General features: G+C 61.2%; 11 protein-coding genes and 3 tRNA genes. 8 read left to right on the forward strand and 6 right to left on the reverse strand.

Annotation, left to right across the window (positions count from 1 at the left end; translation table 11 throughout):
* Nucleotides 1–181 precede the first annotated feature (181 nt).
* Genes ptrA through recD form a run of 3 tightly spaced genes read left to right on the forward strand, consistent with a single transcriptional unit; the run spans nucleotide 182 to nucleotide 8,465 of the window.
* A complete protein-coding gene (gene ptrA, locus ACJ8HT_RS19725) occupies nucleotides 182–3,070 on the forward strand; it encodes a pitrilysin (RefSeq protein WP_197653202.1) in 2,889 nt (962 codons plus the stop codon).
* A complete protein-coding gene (gene recB, locus ACJ8HT_RS19730) occupies nucleotides 3,067–6,618 on the forward strand; it encodes an exodeoxyribonuclease V subunit beta (RefSeq protein WP_197653201.1) in 3,552 nt (1,183 codons plus the stop codon). Before ptrA ends, recB begins: the two co-directional genes overlap by 4 nt.
* Nucleotides 6,615–8,465 (forward strand): exodeoxyribonuclease V subunit alpha, encoded by a 1,851-nt coding sequence (gene recD / locus ACJ8HT_RS19735; protein WP_197653200.1) that lies wholly within the window; start codon nucleotides 6,615–6,617, stop codon nucleotides 8,463–8,465. Before recB ends, recD begins: the two co-directional genes overlap by 4 nt.
* A 37-nt stretch (nucleotides 8,466–8,502) precedes the next feature.
* Here the strand turns inward: recD and argA are convergent, their stop codons facing one another.
* Entirely contained in the window at nucleotides 8,503–9,846 is a 1,344-nt protein-coding gene (gene argA / locus ACJ8HT_RS19740; protein WP_048234611.1) for an amino-acid N-acetyltransferase, read from the reverse strand.
* A gap of 221 nt (nucleotides 9,847–10,067) precedes the next feature.
* Here argA and amiC point away from each other — a divergent pair, with 221 nt between their 5' ends.
* A complete protein-coding gene (gene amiC, locus ACJ8HT_RS19745; protein ID WP_194572896.1) occupies nucleotides 10,068–11,318 on the forward strand; it encodes an N-acetylmuramoyl-L-alanine amidase AmiC in 1,251 nt (416 codons plus the stop codon).
* Nucleotides 11,319–11,408: 90 nt separating this feature from the next.
* On the opposite strand, the gene ACJ8HT_RS19750 is transcribed toward amiC, so the two are convergent.
* The 3 genes from ACJ8HT_RS19750 to ACJ8HT_RS19760 form a co-directional block, all read right to left on the reverse strand.
* A tRNA-Met gene (locus ACJ8HT_RS19750) sits at nucleotides 11,409–11,485 on the reverse strand.
* A 66-nt stretch (nucleotides 11,486–11,551) separates the two neighbouring features.
* Nucleotides 11,552–11,628 (reverse strand) — tRNA-Met (locus tag ACJ8HT_RS19755).
* 57 nt (nucleotides 11,629–11,685) lie between these two features.
* Nucleotides 11,686–11,762, reverse strand: a tRNA-Met gene (locus ACJ8HT_RS19760).
* 216 nt (nucleotides 11,763–11,978) lie between these two features.
* Between ACJ8HT_RS19760 and mltA the strand changes: the two genes are divergently transcribed.
* Nucleotides 11,979–13,115, forward strand: a complete 1,137-nt coding sequence (gene mltA, locus ACJ8HT_RS19765) for a murein transglycosylase A (protein ID WP_102985176.1) — start codon at nucleotides 11,979–11,981, stop codon at nucleotides 13,113–13,115.
* Between the two features lie 84 nt (nucleotides 13,116–13,199).
* On the forward strand, nucleotides 13,200–14,006 hold the full coding sequence (gene tcdA / locus ACJ8HT_RS19770) for a tRNA cyclic N6-threonylcarbamoyladenosine(37) synthase TcdA (protein WP_004931886.1): 807 nt from the start codon (nucleotides 13,200–13,202) through the stop codon (nucleotides 14,004–14,006).
* Here tcdA and csdE read toward each other — a convergent pair.
* Both csdE and csdA read right to left on the reverse strand, forming a co-directional pair.
* Nucleotides 13,997–14,431 (reverse strand): cysteine desulfurase sulfur acceptor subunit CsdE, encoded by a 435-nt coding sequence (gene csdE, locus ACJ8HT_RS19775; RefSeq protein WP_197653199.1) that lies wholly within the window; start codon nucleotides 14,429–14,431, stop codon nucleotides 13,997–13,999. The two genes, tcdA and csdE, sit on opposite strands and share 10 nt — an antisense overlap.
* Before the next feature lie 19 nt (nucleotides 14,432–14,450).
* Entirely contained in the window at nucleotides 14,451–15,656 is a 1,206-nt protein-coding gene (gene csdA / locus ACJ8HT_RS19780) for a cysteine desulfurase CsdA (protein ID WP_197653198.1), read from the reverse strand.
* A gap of 196 nt (nucleotides 15,657–15,852) precedes the next feature.
* Between csdA and ACJ8HT_RS19785 the strand changes: the two genes are divergently transcribed.
* Together ACJ8HT_RS19785 and ACJ8HT_RS19790 are read left to right on the forward strand one after the other, a co-directional pair.
* A complete protein-coding gene (locus tag ACJ8HT_RS19785; RefSeq protein ID WP_025304050.1) occupies nucleotides 15,853–16,077 on the forward strand; it encodes a YgdI/YgdR family lipoprotein in 225 nt (74 codons plus the stop codon).
* Nucleotides 16,078–16,462: 385 nt separating this feature from the next.
* Nucleotides 16,463–17,380: a transcriptional regulator GcvA gene (locus ACJ8HT_RS19790; RefSeq protein WP_025304049.1), complete on the forward strand. Its 918-nt coding sequence runs from the start codon at nucleotides 16,463–16,465 to the stop codon at nucleotides 17,378–17,380.
* Nucleotides 17,381–17,394: the final 14 nt, after the last annotated feature.

The following is a 17,394-nucleotide window of genomic DNA, read 5'->3' on the forward strand; positions in this document are numbered from 1 at the left end:
ATATTCAACCATTGGGGTAATTCCCTGTCTTACATAACGTACAGGCATATACCCGCCGTGCTTCGGGCCGCCACATTGGCGAAGAACCCGGCGAGTACAGATTTGGTTATGTGGTTTTGATGCACGTCGCCAACGTCAGGGAGTGGGCGTAGCGACGTCAGAATAGGGGTTTATTTTGGATATGCGCAGACAGTTGGCCCGTATCGCCGGGCTGGTATTATTGGCTATATGTTGGGCACCGTTGAGTTGGGCCGCGCAAGGATGGCAACCGCTGGCGGAGAAGATCAACAAGAGCGAACACGATCCACGTCAGTATGAAGCGATAAAGTTGGCTAACGGCATGACGGTGTTGCTGGTGTCCGATGCCCAGGCTCCGAAATCGCTGGCGGCGCTGGCATTGCCCGTCGGGTCACTCGAAGATCCGAACAGCCAACTGGGCTTGGCGCACTATCTGGAGCATATGGTGCTGATGGGCTCCAAGCGTTACCCAGAGCCGGAGAACCTGTCCGAATTCCTGAAAAAGCACGGCGGCAGCCACAACGCCAGCACGGCCTCTTATCGCACTGCCTTTTATCTGGAAGTGGAAAATGACGCGCTGGAGCCGGCGGTCGATCGCATGGCCGACGCCATTGCCGAGCCGCTGCTGGATCCGGGCAATGCTGATCGCGAGCGCAACGCGGTGAACGCCGAACTGACGATGGCGCGTTCGCGCGACGGCATGCGTATGGCGCAGGTCGGCGCGGAAACCCTTAACCCGGCGCATCCGAGCGCGCGCTTCTCCGGCGGTAATCTCGATACGCTGAAAGACAAGCCGGACAGCAAGTTGCACGATGAGCTGACCGGCTTCTATAAACGCTACTACTCCGCCAACCTGATGATGGGCGTTTTGTACGGCAATCAGCCGCTGCCGCAGCTGGCTGATATTGCAGCGAAAACCTTTGGCCGCGTGCCGAATCACGACGCCAGCGTGCCGCCGATCACCGTGCCGGCCGTGACGCCGGAACAGCAGGGCATCATCATTCACTATGTGCCGGCGCAGCCGCGCAAGCAGCTGAAGGTCGAGTTCCGCATCGATAACAACAGCGCCGCGTTTCGCAGTAAAACCGATACCTACATCAGCTACCTGATCGGCAACCGCAGCAAGAACACCCTGTCTGACTGGTTGCAGAAGCAGGGGCTGGCGGACGCCATCAATGCCGGCGCCGACCCGATGGTCGATCGCAACGGCGGCGTCTTCGCCATCAGTGTCTCCCTGACCGACAAAGGCCTGGCCCAGCGCGACGAAGTCGTCGCCGCCATTTTCAACTACCTGAAAATGCTGCGCAGCGAAGGCATCAAGCAAAGCTATTTCGATGAAATCTCGCATGTTCTGAACCTGGATTTCCGTTATCCGTCGATCACGCGTGACATGGACTACATCGAATGGCTGGTGGACACGATGCTGCGCGTGCCGGTTGAGCATGCGCTGGACGCGCCTTACCTGGCCGACCGCTATGATCCTAAGGCGATCGCCGAACGTTTGGATGCCATGACGCCGCAAAACGCGCGCATCTGGTTCGTCAGCCCGGATGAGCCGCACAACAAGACGGCCTATTTCGTCAACGCGCCTTACCAGGTCGACAAAATCACGCCGCAGCGCTTTACGCAGTGGCAGCAGCTGGGCAGTGGCATTTCCCTGTCGTTGCCAGCGCTCAACCCGTATATCCCGGATGACTTTACCCTGACCAAGCCGTCGCACGAGTTCAAAAAGCCGGAAATGGTGGTGGATAAACCTGGCCTACGCGTGCTGTACATGCCGAGCCGTTACTTCGCTGACGAGCCGAAGGCCGACGTCACCGTCGCTTTCCGCAACGCCAAGACCATGGATTCCGCGCGTAACCAGGTGCTGTTCTCGCTGACGGATTATCTGGCCGGCCTCGCGCTGGATCAGCTGAGCTATCAGGCATCGGTCGGCGGACTGAGCTTCTCGACCTCGCCGAACAACGGCCTGATGTTTAACGCCAACGGTTTTACCCAGCGTTTGCCGCAGTTGCTGACGGCGCTGATCGAGGGCTATTCCAGCTTCACGCCGACGGAAGATCAGCTGGCGCAGGCCAAATCCTGGTATCTGGAACAGTTGGACGCCGCCGAGAAGGGCAAGGCGTTTGAGCTGGCCATTCAGCCGGTGCAGATGGTTTCCCGCGTGCCGTATTCCGAACGCAGCGAGCGCCGCGAAGTGCTGAAGACGCTGACGCTGAAAGACGTGCTGGCCTATCGCGATAGCCTGCTGGCCGAGGCCACGCCAGAGCTATTGGTGGTGGGCAACATGAGCAAGCAGCAGGTCGACACGCTGGCGTCGACGCTGAAACATCGCCTGGGCTGTACCGGCATCGAATGGTGGCACGGCGAAGACGTGGTGGTGGACAAGAATCAGCTGGCCAACCTGCAACAGGTGGGCAGCAGCACCGACTCGGCGCTGGCGGCGGTCTATGTGCCGACCGGCTACGACGAAGTGACCGGCATGGCCTACAGCTCGCTGCTGGGGCAGATTATTCAGCCGTGGTTCTATAGCCAACTGCGCACTCAGGAGCAATTGGGGTATGCGGTCTTTGCCTTCCCGATGTCGGTGGGGCGCCAGTGGGGCGTGGGCTTCCTGTTGCAGAGCAACAGCAAGCAGCCGGCCTACCTGTACCAGCGTTATCAGGATTTCTACCCGAAAACCGAGAAGCGCTTGCGCGACATGAGCGAGGCGGACTTTGAGCAGTACAAACAGGCGCTCATCAATGAGCTGAAGCAGCGGCCGCAAACCCTGAGCGAAGAGGCCAGCCGGTTCGCCAACGATTTCGATCGCGGCAATTTCGCCTTCGATACCCGTCAGAAGCTGATCGCGCAGGTGCAGCAGCTGACGCCGGCCAAGCTGGCGGATTATTTCCACCAGGCGGTGATCCAGCCACAGGGGCTGGCGGTGCTGTCACAGGTGAGCGGCAGCGGGCAAGACAAGGCGGATTACGCGGCGCCTAAGGACTGGGTCACCTATCCGAACGCGTCTGCATTGCAGCAGATCCTACCGCGCAAAGTGGCGACGCCATGACGGAAACGGCCCCGCAGAGGTTGGAGCCGCTGACGCTGCCGCTGTTCGGCGAACGCCTGATCGAAGCGTCGGCGGGCACCGGCAAAACCTTTACCATCGGCGCGCTGTATCTGCGTTTGCTGCTGGGGTTGGGCGGTGAAGCAGCGTTTCCCCGTCCGCTGACGGTAGAAGAAATCCTGGTGGTGACCTTTACCGAGGCCGCCACCGAGGAGCTGCGCGGGCGTATCCGCGACAACATTCACGGATTACGCATCGCCTGCGTGCGGGGCGTCAGCGCCAACCCGCTGTTTTCGGCGCTGATGGCTGAAATTGACGATTTGACCGACGCCGCCTCGCAGCTGCTGGCGGCGGAGCGGCAGATGGATGAAGCGGCGATCTACACCATTCACGGCTTTTGCCAACGAATGCTGACGCACAACGCCTTCGAATCCGGCATGCTGTTTGAGCAAACGCTGGTGCAGGACGAGCTGCCGCTGCGGCGGCAGGCCTGTGCGGATTTCTGGCGTCGCCACTGCTATCCGTTGCCGCTGGGCGTGGCGCGCGCGGTCAGCCAGGAGTGGAGCGGCCCGGAAGCGTTGCTGGCCGATCTCTCCGGCTATCTGCATGGTGAAGCGCCGGCGCTGCGTCGGCCGCCGAAGGATGAAGAAACCGTCCTGATGCGCCACGAGCAGATCGTCGCGCGCATTGACGCCATCAAGGCGCAATGGCGGGCGGCGGCGGGCGATCTGGAGGCGCTGATCGCCCAGTCCGGCGTCGATAAGCGCAGCTACAGCAGCAAGCACCTGCCGAACTGGCTGAACAAGGTCGGCGAATGGAGTGGGCAGGAGACTCAGGACTATCAGCTGCCGAAGGAGCTGGATAAATTTCGCCAGTCGGTGCTACTGGAGAAGACCAAGAAAGGCGAGCCGCCGCGGCATACGCTATTCACGGCGATTGACGAGCTGTTCGATGAACCCTTGACACTGCGCGACCTGATCATGGCGCGCGCGCTCAGCGAGATCCGCACTTCCATTCAGCAGGAAAAGCGCCAGCGCGCCGAGCTGGGGTTTGACGACCTGCTTAGCCGGCTGGACGGCGCCCTGCAAAGCGGCGGTGGCGAACAGCTGGCGCAGGCGATCCGCCAGCGTTACCCGGTGGCGATGATCGATGAATTCCAGGATACCGATCCGCAGCAGTACCGTATTTTCCAAAAGCTTTACGTCGGCCGGCCCGATTGCGGCCTGCTGCTGATCGGCGATCCCAAGCAGGCGATTTACGCCTTTCGCGGCGCCGACATTTTTACCTACATGCGGGCGCGCTCAGAGGTGAGCGCCCACTATACGCTGGAGACCAACTGGCGCTCGTCGCCGTCGATGGTCGCCAGCGTCAATCACCTGTTTTCTCAGGTAGAAAAGCCTTTCTTGTTCGGTCAAATCCCCTTTATCGAGGTCAGCGCGGCGGAAAAGAACCAAGGGCTGGCGTTTGATCTGCACGGCAAACCGCAAGCGGCGATGCAGTTCTGGCTGCAGCAGGGGGAAGGCGCCGGTGTAAGTGATTACCAACAGTTGATGGCGCGCCTGTGCGCCACGCAAATTCGCGACTGGCTCAGCGCCGGACAGCAAGGCCAGGCATGGCTGCAGGGCGGCAAGGAGCCTCGGCCGGTACAAGCTTCCGATATCACGGTACTGGTGCGCAGCCGCAATGAGGCGGCGTTGGTGCGCGATGCGCTGAGCGCGCTTTCTATTCCGTCGGTGTATCTGTCCAACCGCGACAGCGTGTTCGACACCCCGGAGGCCAAAGACCTGCTGTGGTTGTTGCAGGCGGTGTTGGCGCCGGAACAGGAGCGCACGCTGCGCAGCGCCATGGCCACCGGGCTGATGGGGTTGGACGCGCCGACGCTGGACGGCCTGAGCCGCGATGAGCGCGCCTGGGACGCGCTGGTTAACGAGTTCGACAACTACCGCACGCTCTGGCTGCGCCGCGGCGTGTTGCCGATGCTGAGCGAGGTGATGAAAGCGCGCCAGCTGGCGGAGAACCTGCTGGCCAGCGCCGGCGGCGAGCGTCGCTTGACAGACGTGCTGCACCTGGGGGAGCTGTTGCAAGAGGCGGCAGCGCAGCTCGACAGCGAGCATGCGCTGGTTCGCTGGTTGGCGCAGCAGATTGCCCAGCCTAATCGCCAGTCCGACAATCAACAGCTGCGGCTGGAGAGCGATCGGCATCTGGTGCAGGTGATCACCATCCACAAGTCCAAGGGGCTGGAATTCGATCTGGTGTGGCTGCCGTTCGTCGGCAATTTCCGCCAGCAGCAACAGGCGCTGTATCACGATCGCCACAGCTTCCAGGCATTGCTGGATCTCGACGCCAATGAAGAGAGCCAGGCCTGGGCGGAGGAGGAGCGGTTGGCGGAAGACCTGCGTCTGCTGTACGTCGCGCTGACCCGCTCGGTGTACCACTGCAGCATCGGCATCGCGCCGTTGTTCCAGGGCACGCGCAAGAAACAGGGCGAGACCGATCTGCACCGCAGCGCATTGGGTTATCTGGTGCAGGGCGGGCAGGCCGGCGACGCCGCGTATCTGCAGGAGCGGCTGCAGCAACTGGCGGGCGGCGGCATTGCGCTGTCGCTGGTGGAACCGCCGGACGAGGCGCCCTGGCAGCCCCAGGCGGCGCTGGCTGAAGCGCTGGCGGCGAAAAGTTTTACCCGGCGGATCCAGGATTTTTGGCGGGTGACCAGCTATACCGGTTTGCAACAGCACGGCGCGAGCCTGATGCAGGATCTGCTGCCGCGTCTGGATGTCGACGCCGCGGGCGAGCGCGGGGAAGAAAGTGAGCCAGCGCTCACACCGCATACCTTCCCGCGCGGCGCAACGCCCGGTACTTTCTTGCACAGCTTGTTCGAAACGCTGGATTTCACTCAGCCGCTGGACGAACAGTGGCTGCTGGCACAGCTGCAACAGCACGGGTTCGCCGAACATTGGCAGCCGATTTTGCTGGCGTGGATGCGGGTATTGCTCAACACGCCGCTCGACGACAGCGGCGTGACGCTGGCGGCGCTGACGCCGCAGCACAAGCAGGCCGAGCTGCAGTTCTATTTGCCGATCAACCGGCTGTTGCAGGCGAAGGAGCTCGATGCCCTGGTGAAGCGTTACGATCCGCTTTCCGCCCGCTGTCCGGCGCTGGATTTTCATCAGGTACAGGGCATGCTGAAAGGCTTTATCGACCTGGTGTTCTGCTGGCAGGGCAAATACTACCTGCTGGACTACAAGTCCAACTGGCTGGGGGAAGACAGCAGCGCCTATACCCGGCCGGCGATGGAGCAGGCGATGGCGGAGCATCGTTACGATCTGCAATACCAGCTGTATACGCTGGCGCTGCATCGCTATTTGCGTCATCGGTTGCCGGATTACGATTATCGGCGCCATTTTGGCGGTGTGATTTATCTGTTCCTGCGCGGCGTGGATGCGGCGCACCCGGGCAACGGCATTTTCACCTGTCTCCCCGAGCTTGAGCTGGTGGAGGGGATGGATCGCTTGTTCAGCGGCGAAGCTACGGCGACGGAGGAAGGATCATGATCGCACTGCTGGAGCAGGCGGTGGCGCTTGGCGTGCTGCGCCCGCTGGACGTGCAGTTCGCCCGCGTGGTGGCGAACGAAGACGAGCCCGATATTTTGCTGGCCGCCGCCTGCCTGAGCGCAGAGGCGGGGGCCGGTCACGTCTGCCTGATGCTGGAACAGCTGCAGGCGGACACGCTGTTTGATGGGCGCCAGCCGGCGTTGGCGTTGGCGGTGTGGGAGGTGGCCGGGCGACCGGATAGCGCGCGTTGGCAGCAGCGTTTGGCGGCCAGCGCAGCGGTCGGTGACGGCAGTAGCGCTACGCCGCTGGTGCTGCGCGGGCCGCGCCTGTATCTGCAGCGCATGTGGCAAAACGAAGGTGAAGTGGCGGCGTTTATCGGCGGTGAAGGCGAGTCGTTGGCGGTACCGGAGGCTGAGCTGCGCACCATTCTCGACCGCTTGTTCGGCGCGGCGAGCGATGAACCCGATTGGCAGAAGATCGCCGCCGCAGTGGCCGCCACGCGGCGTATCGCGGTCATTTCCGGCGGGCCTGGCACCGGTAAAACCACCACCGTCGCCAAGCTGTTGGCGGCGCTGGTGCAGCTGGATGAAGGCGCGCGCTTGCGCATTCAGCTGGCGGCACCGACCGGCAAGGCGGCGGCGCGCCTGACGGAGTCGCTTGGCAGCGCCAGCCGCCAGTTGGCGCTGACCCCGGCGCAGCAGGCGCTGTTCCCGACGGAGGCGGCGACGTTGCACCGTCTGTTGGGGGCGCAACCGAACAGTCAACGCATGCGCTATCACCGTGGCAACCGGCTGCATTTGGATGTGCTGGTGGTGGATGAGGCCTCGATGGTTGATCTGCCGATGATGGCGCGTCTGATTGCCGCGCTGCCCGATCGGGCGCGGGTGATTTTCCTCGGCGACCGCGATCAGCTGGCCTCGGTGGAGGCCGGCGCGGTGCTGGGAGATATTTGCCGCTTTGCCGAGCAGGGATACAGCGACGCGCGTGCCGCAGAGCTGAGCCGCCTGACCGGCTGTTCGCTCGCAGGGCAGCAAGCCGATGCGGAAGCGGCGGTGCGTGAAAGCCTGTGCCTGCTGCGCAAAAGTTACCGTTTCGATGCCCGTTCCGGTATCGGTCAGCTGGCGTTGGCGGTCAACGCCGGTGCGGGGGATAGCGCGCTGGCGGCATTAAACGGCAGTTTCGGCGATGTCGCGGGCTATGCGCTGGCGACGAGCGAAGAGTATCAGGCACTGTTGGATGCCTGCGTGGCGGGCTATCGCGACTATTTGCGGCTGGCCGCCGAAGGCGCGGACGCGGCGGCGGTGCTGGCGGCCTTTGGCCGTTTTCAGGTGCTGTGCGCGCTGCGTGAAGGGCCGTTCGGCGTCGCCGGCCTGAATGAACGTATTGAGCTCGGGCTGCAGCGCGCCGGTTTGATTGAGCGTAAGCCGGGCGTACTGGGCCGCTGGTACCAAGGGCGGCCAGTGATGATCGGCCGCAACGACAGCGCGCTGGGGCTGTTCAATGGGGATATTGGCATCACGTTGCCGGATGAGCACGGCGATCTGCGCGTGCATTTCCAGCTGCCGGATGGCAGCATCAAGTCGGTACAGCCGAGCCGTTTGCCGGCGCATGAAACCGCGTACGCCATGACGGTGCACAAGTCCCAGGGCTCGGAGTTTGACCATACGGTCCTGGTGTTGCCGAATCACTTCCTGCCGGTGCTGACGCGTGAGCTGGTCTATACCGCGATCACTCGCGCGCGTAAGCAGCTCTCGCTGTATGCCACGGAGGCGGTGTTGCTGCGGGCCATTCGCATGCCGACTCAGCGTCGCAGCGGATTGGCTGAGCGGTTGCAGGCGACGGAATAAACGTTGAAGGGGCGCGGCAACGGCCGCGCCGTAGGGATTACAGATCGGCCAGCAGGATTTTGGAACGGCGCTGGTAGTTGTACAGCGCCTGCTTTTGCATCGGCAGCACGTCGACTTCTGCCGGGGTGAAGCCACGCTCCTGGAACCAGTGGATGCTGCGGGTGGTCAGCACGAACAGCTTCTTCAGCCCCATCTGCCGCGCCTGGTTTTCCACCCGCTGCAGCAGCATCTCGCCGCGCGAAGAGCTGCGGTAATCGGGATGTACCGCGACACAGGCCATCTCACCGATTTTTTCCTCTAAGAACGGGTACAGCGCCGCGCAGGCGATGGTCAGGTTGTCGCGTTCGATAATGGTGAACTTGTCGATCTCCATCTCCAACTGTTCGCGCGAACGGCGCACCAGAATACCCTGCTGTTCGAGCGGCCGGATCAGCTCCAGAATGCCGCCGATGTCGTTGATCGTCGCCCGGCGCACCTGTTCGGCGCTCTCCATCACGATTTGGGTGCCGATGCCGTCGCGTGAGAACAACTCCTGCACCAGCGCACCGTCCTCCTGGTAGCTGATCAGGTGGCTGCGGCGCACGCCGCTGCGGCAGCCTTTCACTGCCCCGCGCAGGAAGCGCACGGTGCCGGAATGGTAATCACCGCCTTCCTCCAGCTCTTCAAGGCGCTTTTGCGCGTCGTTGGGGAACAGCTCGGAAAGGATGTTACCCTCCGCGTCGGTCACGCCCTGCGAGGAGCAGAAACCGATCATTTTTTCCGCTTTCAGCTTGATCGCCAACTGGGTAGCCACTTCTTCCGAAGTCAGGTTGAAGCTCTCGCCGGTGACCGAAACCGCGACCGGGCCGATCAGCACGATGGCGTTGCTGTCGAGCTGGCGGTGGATTGCGTCTTCATCGATGCGGCGAATGCGGCCGCTGTGACAGTAGTCGATGCCGTCATCGACGCCCAGCGGCTGCGCGATGATGAAGTTGCCGCTGACCACGTTGATATGCGCGCCCTGTAGCGGCGTGTTGTTGAGGCTCATCGACAGCCGGGCAGTGATATCAAGCTGCAACAAACCGGCGGCCTGCTTAACCAGCTCGAGCGTATGGGCGTCGGTCACGCGGGTGTGTTTGTGGTAGATCGGCTCATAGTTGTGCTGCGCCAGATTGGCGTCGATTTGCGGCCGTGCGCCGTAAACCACCACCAGGCGAATGCCCAGACTATGCAGCAGCCCGATATCGTTGACGATGTTGGAGAAATTCTCGTGTTCGATGGCTTCCCCGCCGAGCATGATGACAAACGTCTTGCCGCGGTGGGCATTGATATAGGGGACTGAGTGACGGAATCCTTGCACCAGCTCTGTACTACGTTCCTTCACGACAAACCTCTTTTGCATATTTATACGGTATTTTTGTATTTTTATTCTTTTATTGCGCCAATGGCAAGCGGGAAATCGTCATGAAGAGTGCGCTAAGGGTGCTAAATCGTTAATAAATTGAAAAACCATAAAAAGATTTTCTGATGACAGGGCTGGAATGATTGGTTAAAGTTTTCGGCACCCCCATTTTATTGGTGTTTTTTTCATCTGTTGTAAACAGCTATTACTGCCGGAGCCGCATGCCAAACTCTAATCACAATCTGGGCCGCCGTCGTTTATTACAGGGCGTTGCCGCCAGCTGGTTGCTGAGTGTGAGTCGCACGGGCTTCGCCGCGTCATCGCACGTGATCGCCGTGCGCGTCTGGCCATCCTCCACCTATACCCGCGTCACGCTGGAATCCAACGTCGAGCTGAAATACAAGCAGTTTGCCCTGACCAATCCCGACCGCGTGGTGGTGGACATCGAAGGCGTTCACCTTAACAGCGTGCTGAAAGGCATCGCCGGGCAGGTACGCGCCGACGACCCTTATCTCAAGCAGGCGCGCGTCGGTCAGTTCGATCAGAATACCGTGCGGCTGGTGCTGGAGCTCAAGCAGAGCGTCAGCCCGCATATTTTCACGCTGGCGCCGGTGCCGGAGTATCGCAACCGTCTGGTCATGGATCTCTACCCGACCAAGGCCGGCAGCGGCGAGGAGTATGATCCGCTACTGGCGTTACTGGAAGATTACAATAAGGGCGATCTGGAGCGCACGCTGCCGCCGGAAGCGCCGCAGGCCGGCAAGGCGGGGCGCGATCGGCCGATCGTCATCATGCTGGATCCCGGCCACGGTGGTGAAGATCCCGGCGCTATCGGCAAGTACAAGACGCGCGAGAAAGACATCGTGCTGCAGATTGCCCGCAAGCTGAGCGCCATGATCAAGCGCGAGCCGAACATGAAGGTGTTCATGACGCGGAACGAAGACGTGTTTATCCCGCTCAAGGTGCGCGTCGCCAAGGCGCGCAAGCAGCGCGCGGATCTGTTCGTTTCGATTCACGCCGATGCCTTTACCAGCCGCGCGGCGCGCGGTTCATCGGTGTTCGCGTTGTCCACCAAGGGCGCCACCAGCTCGGCGGCCAAGTTCCTGGCGCAGACGCAGAATGCTTCGGACCAAATTGGTGGCGTCAGCAAGAGCGGCGACCGCTATCTCGACCACACCATGTTCGATCTGATCCAGACCGCGACCATCAACGACAGCCTGAAGTTCGGCAAGGAAGTGTTGAATCGGATGGGGAAAATCAACCGGTTGCACAAGAACCGCGTCGATCAGGCCGGTTTTGCGGTGTTGAAGGCGCCGGATATCCCGTCGATCCTGGTGGAAACGGCGTTTATCAGCAACATTGAAGAGGAGCGCAAGCTGCGCACCAGCCATTTCCAGCAGCAGGTGGCGGAGTCGATTCTGGCGGGCATCAAGGCTTATTTCGCCAACGGCGGCGCGCTGGCGAGCCGATAGAAGCAGGGCCGGGCGCGAGTCCGGCTATTTTTGCGGATTGCAGATACAAAAAAACACCCGGCAGGGTGCTTGTCTGTTGTCATCAAGAGTTGGTTGCGGAGGCCGGATTTGAACCGACGACCTTCGGGTTATGAGCCCGACGAGCTACCAGGCTGCTCCACCCCGCGTCCGTCTTGATGCTGTATTACTACGAAACCACCGTTTCATGGTATGCCGCTGGTACGACATTCGGTTGGTTGCGGGGGCCGGATTTGAACCGACGACCTTCGGGTTATGAGCCCGACGAGCTACCAGGCTGCTCCACCCCGCGTCCGTATAATACTTTGTTATCGAAACCAAACGCAAATACCGCCAATGCGGCATCGGTTGGTTGCGGGGGCCGGATTTGAACCGACGACCTTCGGGTTATGAGCCCGACGAGCTACCAGGCTGCTCCACCCCGCGTCCGATGGATGCGCACTATACTCTCCGTGCGTTTTGTTGCAAACCCTTTTTGCATTTTATTGGCCTAAACCCGTTTTTCTGCTGGATTTGCCCGCAATTTGCCTTCTTTTTCATCACCATCCTCCGTGCGGCTTTTTTTATTTGCAGCGATTCCTTTATCAATGAGCGTTTGTTATCGTTCAGCCGGTAGATCATATCAGTTTGAGAGTGTGCGCGATGAAAGGACGTTGGGGCAAATACCTGCTGGGCGGGGTGATAGTGGCGGTGTTGGCGGGCTGTTCGTCCAAGCCGACCGATCGGGGTCAGCAATATAAAGACGGCCGTCTGGATCAATCGCTGGAGCTGGTCAATCAGCCCAACGCTAAAGGTTCGCCGGTCAACGCCAAGGACTACTCGGATCAGCTGATGGAGATCAAATACGCGTCGCCTTCGCTGTTTAACCGCAACAACAGCACCTATCAGGCGGTGCAAAGCTGGATGGCCTCCGGCGCCGACACGCGCATGCTGAGCCAGTACGGCCTCAGCGCTTACCAGATGGAAGGCGTCGACAATTACGGCAACGTGCAGTTTACCGGCTACTACACGCCGGTGGTGCAGGCGCGCTATACCCAACAGGGCGAGTTCCGCTATCCGCTGTACCGCATGCCGCCGAAGGGCAGAGGCCGCTTGCCGGATCGCGCGGGCATCTATTCCGGCGCGCTCGACGATCGCTATATCATCGCTTACACCAACTCGCTGATGGACAACTTCATGATGGAAGTCCAGGGCAGTGGCTACGTCGACTACGGCAACGGCCAGCCGCTGGTGTTCTTCGGCTACGGCGGCAAGAACGGCCACGCCTATCGCAGCATCGGCAAGGTGCTGATCGATCGCGGCGAAGTGGCCAAGGCGGACATGTCGATGCAGGCGATCCGTCAGTGGGCGGATACCCACAGCGCCGCAGAGGTGCGTGAGCTGCTGGAGCAAAATCCGTCGTTCGTGTTCTTCCGCCCGGAAGCTTTTGCGCCGGTGAAGGGCGCCAGCGCGGTGCCGCTGATCGCCAAAGCCTCGGTGGCCTCCGACCGTTCGCTGATCCCGGCGGGCACCACGCTGCTGGCCGAAGTGCCGCTGCTGGACAACAAGGGTAAATTCACGGGAAAATACGAGATGCGCCTGATGGTCGCGCTCGACGTGGGCGGCGCCATCAAGGGCCAGCACTTTGACATGTATCAGGGCATCGGGCCGGAAGCCGGCCACTCGGCGGGGTACTACAACCACTATGGCCGCGTCTGGGTGCTGAAGAACAACGGCGGTGGCCAGCTGTTCAGCGCCAATCAGTCAAACGGTAGCGGTTCGTTGCTGGCCACCCGGTAAACGCATACGGCGTGAAAAGAGTGACCCGCAAGGGCCGGATTTTCCGGCCCTTATCATTTGCATTACGAAGGTAATTAAAGCGTTATGAGCACAGCTTATTCGGAAGCCTATCTGCAGCGTTTCGGCGGCACGGCGCGGTTGTACGGCCAGCAGGCGTTGGCGGTGTTCGCGCAGGCGCACGTCTGCGTGATCGGCATCGGCGGCGTGGGTTCCTGGGCGGCTGAGGCACTGGCGCGCACCGGCATCGGCGCCATCACCCTGATCGACATGGATGATGTTTGCGTCACCAATACCAACCGCCAGATCCACGCGTTGCGCCAACACGTCGGGCAATCGAAAACCGAGGTGATGGCGGAGCGTATCCTGGCGATTAACCCGGAATGCCGGGTGACCTGCATCGACGATTTCATCACCCCTGACAACGTCGCCGAGCTGCTGGACCATAACTTCAGCTATGTCATCGACGCGATCGACAGCGTGCGGCCGAAGGCGGCGTTGCTGTCATACTGCCGCCGCTTCAAGATCCCGGTGGTGACCACTGGCGGCGCCGGCGGGCAGATTGACCCGACCAAGATCGAAGTGGCCGATCTGGCTAAAACCATCCAGGATCCGCTGGCCGCCAAGCTGCGTGAGCGGCTGAAGCACGATTTCAACGTGGTGAAAAACGGCAAGGGCAAGCTGGGTATCGACTGCGTCTTCTCCAGCGAGCCGTTGGTTTACCCGCAGCCGGACGGTTCGGTGTGCGCTTCGCGCAGCACGGCGGAAGGGCCGAAAAGAATGGATTGCAGCGCGGGATTCGGGGCGGCGACCATGGTCACCGCGACCTTCGGCTTCGTCGCCGTGTCGCACGCGCTGAAAAAGATGGTGGCGAAGGCGGCGCGTCAGGCGTAACGGGCGGCGATGGCCTTTACGGCGGCGGCCAACGCCGCCAGGCCGCTGGCGCGGGTGGCGCTCAGCTGCGCGCGCAATGCCAGGCGGTCGAACAGCGCCAGCGGATCCAATGCGGCGATCTGCTGCGGCGTTTTCCCTTCCACTTCGGTCAGCAGCACCGCCAACAGGCCGCGCACGATGCGGCCTTCGCTGTCGCCATAGAAGTGCAGCGTGCCGTCTTCCAGCAACTGGTGCCCCAACCAGACGCGGTTTTCACACCCGCTCAACGCTATTTCTTCACTGCGCAAGGCCTCCGGCAGCGGCGGCAGCCGTTTCGCGAGCATAATCAGCTGGCGGTAGCGGTCTTCCCACTGTTTCAGCGCGCTGAAGGTGGCGATCAACGCTTCGGCGGTGACCTCTCGGCCAAAAGGATGGGGGGCGAGCATAGCGTCTCCGGGAATCAAGTCAGTCGGCCAGCAGATCGAGGGCGTGAGTCAACGCGCTGACCAGCGTATCGACGTCCTGTTGCGTATTGTAGGGGGCGAACGATGCGCGCAGCGTGCCGCTGACGCCTAACGCCGCCATCAGCGGCTGCGCGCAGTGTTGGCCGGCGCGCAGCGCAATGCCTTGCTCCGCCAACAGCGTGACGATGTCGCTGTGGTGTACGCCGGCGATATCGAACGCCAGCAGGCTGGAGCCGGAGCTGCGGAAGCTGCGAAAGCCCGGTAGCTGCGCCAACCGCTGTTCCGCCTGGTCCGCCAGCTCGCGGCTGTAGCGCTCCGCCGCCGCCATGTCCTGCTCGTTGAGCCAGGTGAGCGCCGCGGCCAACCCCAGCACGCCGGCGATGTTCGGCGTGCCGGCTTCGAAGCAGTGAGGCGGTTTTTGCGGGGTAAAACCGTCGAACGACGCCTGGGTCAGCATCTTGCCGCCGCCTTGCCACGGCGCCATCTGCGCCAGCAGCTCGGCTTTGCCGTACAGCGCGCCGATGCCGGTCGGGCCATACAGCTTGTGGCCGGAGAAGGCGTAGAAATCGATGTCGAGCCGCTGTACGTCGGCCGGGCCGTGAACCACGCCCTGAGCGCCGTCGATCATCACGCGTGCGCCGGCGGCATGCGCCTGCGCGATCGCCGGCGCCAGATCCGGGCAGCCGCCGGTGACGTTGGACATTTGCCCCAGCGCCAACAGGCGGGTTTTGTCGTTGAGCAGGGCGGGCAGCTGCGTCAAATCCGGCAACCGATCGGCGCCGATCGGTAGTTTCACCACCCGCGCGCCGGTTTGCTCTGCCACCATCAGCCAGGGGATCAGGTTGGCGTGGTGTTCCGCTTCACTTACCAGGATTTCATCGCCCGGCTGCAGGCGCGGACGCAGGTAACTCTGCGCCACCAGGTTGATCGCCTCGGTGGTGCCGCGAGTCCAGACGATGTCGTCGGCCGACGGCGCATTGATCAGCTGCACCACCTGGCCGCGCGCTCGTTCGAAACGGGCGGTCAGATCCTGCGCCGCCCGATGCTGGCTGCGGTGCACGGTGGCGGCGTCATCGCGATAAAATTGCTGCGTGGCGTCGATCACCGCCTGCGGTTTCAACGCGGTGGCGGCGCTGTCCAGATAGATGCCGTCCTGCGCGAGCGCGGGAAACTGTTGGCGAAAAAGGCTGGGGTTAAAAGGCGTCATACCCTGATTGTCACTGGCTTGAGTCGATGGGTGATCCTGTCCTATTTTGCCGCCGGAGACAAGCGATCCTGCCTATTAGGACTTATCGCCTGGCAAAATTGGGAAAGTTTGTTATGCTATTAAATGTGCGCTAATTAATCGCATCTATACATATAAAAGGTATTTATCAGCATTTAAAACTACAAAGGAGTCCTCAATGAAGAAAACAGCCGCAGTTCTCTCTGCTCTGATGCTTACGTTCACCCTGGCCGCCTGTTCCAGCAACTACGTGATGCATACCAATGACGGACGCACCATTGTCGCTGACGGCAAGCCTAAAGTGGACAACGACACCGGCATGATCAGCTATAAAGACGCCAACGGCGTCGAGCAGCAGATCAACCGCGCCGATGTGAAAGAGATGGTTGAAAGCAACCAGTAACCGTCAGGCAAAAAAAAGCACCGCAAGTTTTGCGGTGCTGCATAAAATCACTATGGACAGACAGGGTAAATGTACAGGAAGTGAAAAAACAGTAGCCTAGCTACCATGTCCGGAATCGCCGGACAATTTGCAAACACAACATCACAACCACAAGCCAAAAGTTCATCGGCGTCCTCGACACCCACTCCCTTTTCGTTCCGGCCCGGGAAGTGCCGCCACTATAGGTATTTGCTGGCGCATCCTCAACGGACAAATTATAATGGCTCGGATTAAAAAAACTAATGGCAATACGCCGTTAGCGTTTACCGATGGCTTGCCACGCAAAGCCGCCCGATTTTCGGCACCGAATCATTCGGATTAATGTTACACAAAAGTAGCTAATTTAATGTCTAAACGCTTACCTCCCCTCAATGCGCTGCGCGTGTTCGATGCGGCCGCTCGCCACCTGAGTTTCACCAAGGCGGCGGAAGAGCTGTTCGTGACCCAGGCCGCGGTGAGCCACCAGATCAAGTCGCTGGAGGACTTCCTCGGGCTGAAGCTGTTTCGCCGGCGCAACCGCTCGCTTCTGCTGACCGAAGAGGGGCAAAGTTACTACCTTGATATCAAGGAGATCTTCTCTTCGATCAACGAGGCGACGCGCAAGCTGCAGGCACGCAGCGCCAAGGGGGCATTGACCGTCAGCCTGCCGCCGAGCTTCGCCATTCAGTGGCTGGTGCCGCGCCTGTCCGGCTTTAACTCAGCTTATCCGGGGATCGACGTGCGCATCCAGGCGGTGGACCGCGAAGAAGACAAGCTGGCGGACGACGTTGACGTGGCGATTTTCTACGGCCGTGGCAACTGGCCGGGGCTGCGCGCCGAGCGCCTGTATGCGGAATATCTGCTGCCGGTGTGTTCGCCGAGCCTGCTGACCGGCGATCATCCGCTGAAAACCGCCGAGGATCTGGCTTATCATACGCTGCTGCACGACGTTTCACGCCGCGACTGGCTGGCCTATACGCGCCAGCTGGGGTTGCAGCACATCAACGTGCAGCAGGGGCCGATCTTCAGCCACAGCGCCATGGTGGTGCAGGCGGCGGTACACGGCCAGGGCGTGGCGCTGGTGAACAACGTGATGGCGCAAACCGAGATTGAAGCCGGTCGCCTGGTGTGCCCGTTCAACGATGTGCTGGTCAGTAAAAACGCTTTTTATCTGGTATGTCATGACAGCCAGGCAGAACTGGGTAAAATAGCCGCCTTCCGGCAGTGGATCCTGGCGCGTGCCGCCAGCGAACAAGAGAAGTTCCGCTTCCGCTACGAACAATAAGGCCGGCCGCCGCC

The organism is Serratia sp. CY44782 (assembly GCF_052168715.1).
Classification (GTDB): Bacteria; Pseudomonadota; Gammaproteobacteria; order Enterobacterales; family Enterobacteriaceae; genus Serratia; species Serratia nevei.

Coding starts and splice junctions, on each gene's coding strand:
- amiC (WP_194572896.1), top strand. CDS start 10,068: ATGCCAAACTCTAATCACAATCTGGGCCGCCGTCGTTTATTACAGGGC.
- mltA (WP_102985176.1), top strand. CDS start 11,979: ATGAAAGGACGTTGGGGCAAATACCTGCTGGGCGGGGTGATAGTGGCG.
- tcdA (WP_004931886.1), top strand. CDS start 13,200: ATGAGCACAGCTTATTCGGAAGCCTATCTGCAGCGTTTCGGCGGCACG.
- ptrA (WP_197653202.1), top strand. CDS start 182: ATGCGCAGACAGTTGGCCCGTATCGCCGGGCTGGTATTATTGGCTATA.
- ACJ8HT_RS19790 (WP_025304049.1), top strand. CDS start 16,463: ATGTCTAAACGCTTACCTCCCCTCAATGCGCTGCGCGTGTTCGATGCG.
- csdA (WP_197653198.1), bottom strand. CDS start 15,656: ATGACGCCTTTTAACCCCAGCCTTTTTCGCCAACAGTTTCCCGCGCTC.
- csdE (WP_197653199.1), bottom strand. CDS start 14,431: ATGCTCGCCCCCCATCCTTTTGGCCGAGAGGTCACCGCCGAAGCGTTG.
- recB (WP_197653201.1), top strand. CDS start 3,067: ATGACGGAAACGGCCCCGCAGAGGTTGGAGCCGCTGACGCTGCCGCTG.
- recD (WP_197653200.1), top strand. CDS start 6,615: ATGATCGCACTGCTGGAGCAGGCGGTGGCGCTTGGCGTGCTGCGCCCG.
- ACJ8HT_RS19785 (WP_025304050.1), top strand. CDS start 15,853: ATGAAGAAAACAGCCGCAGTTCTCTCTGCTCTGATGCTTACGTTCACC.
- argA (WP_048234611.1), bottom strand. CDS start 9,846: ATGCAAAAGAGGTTTGTCGTGAAGGAACGTAGTACAGAGCTGGTGCAA.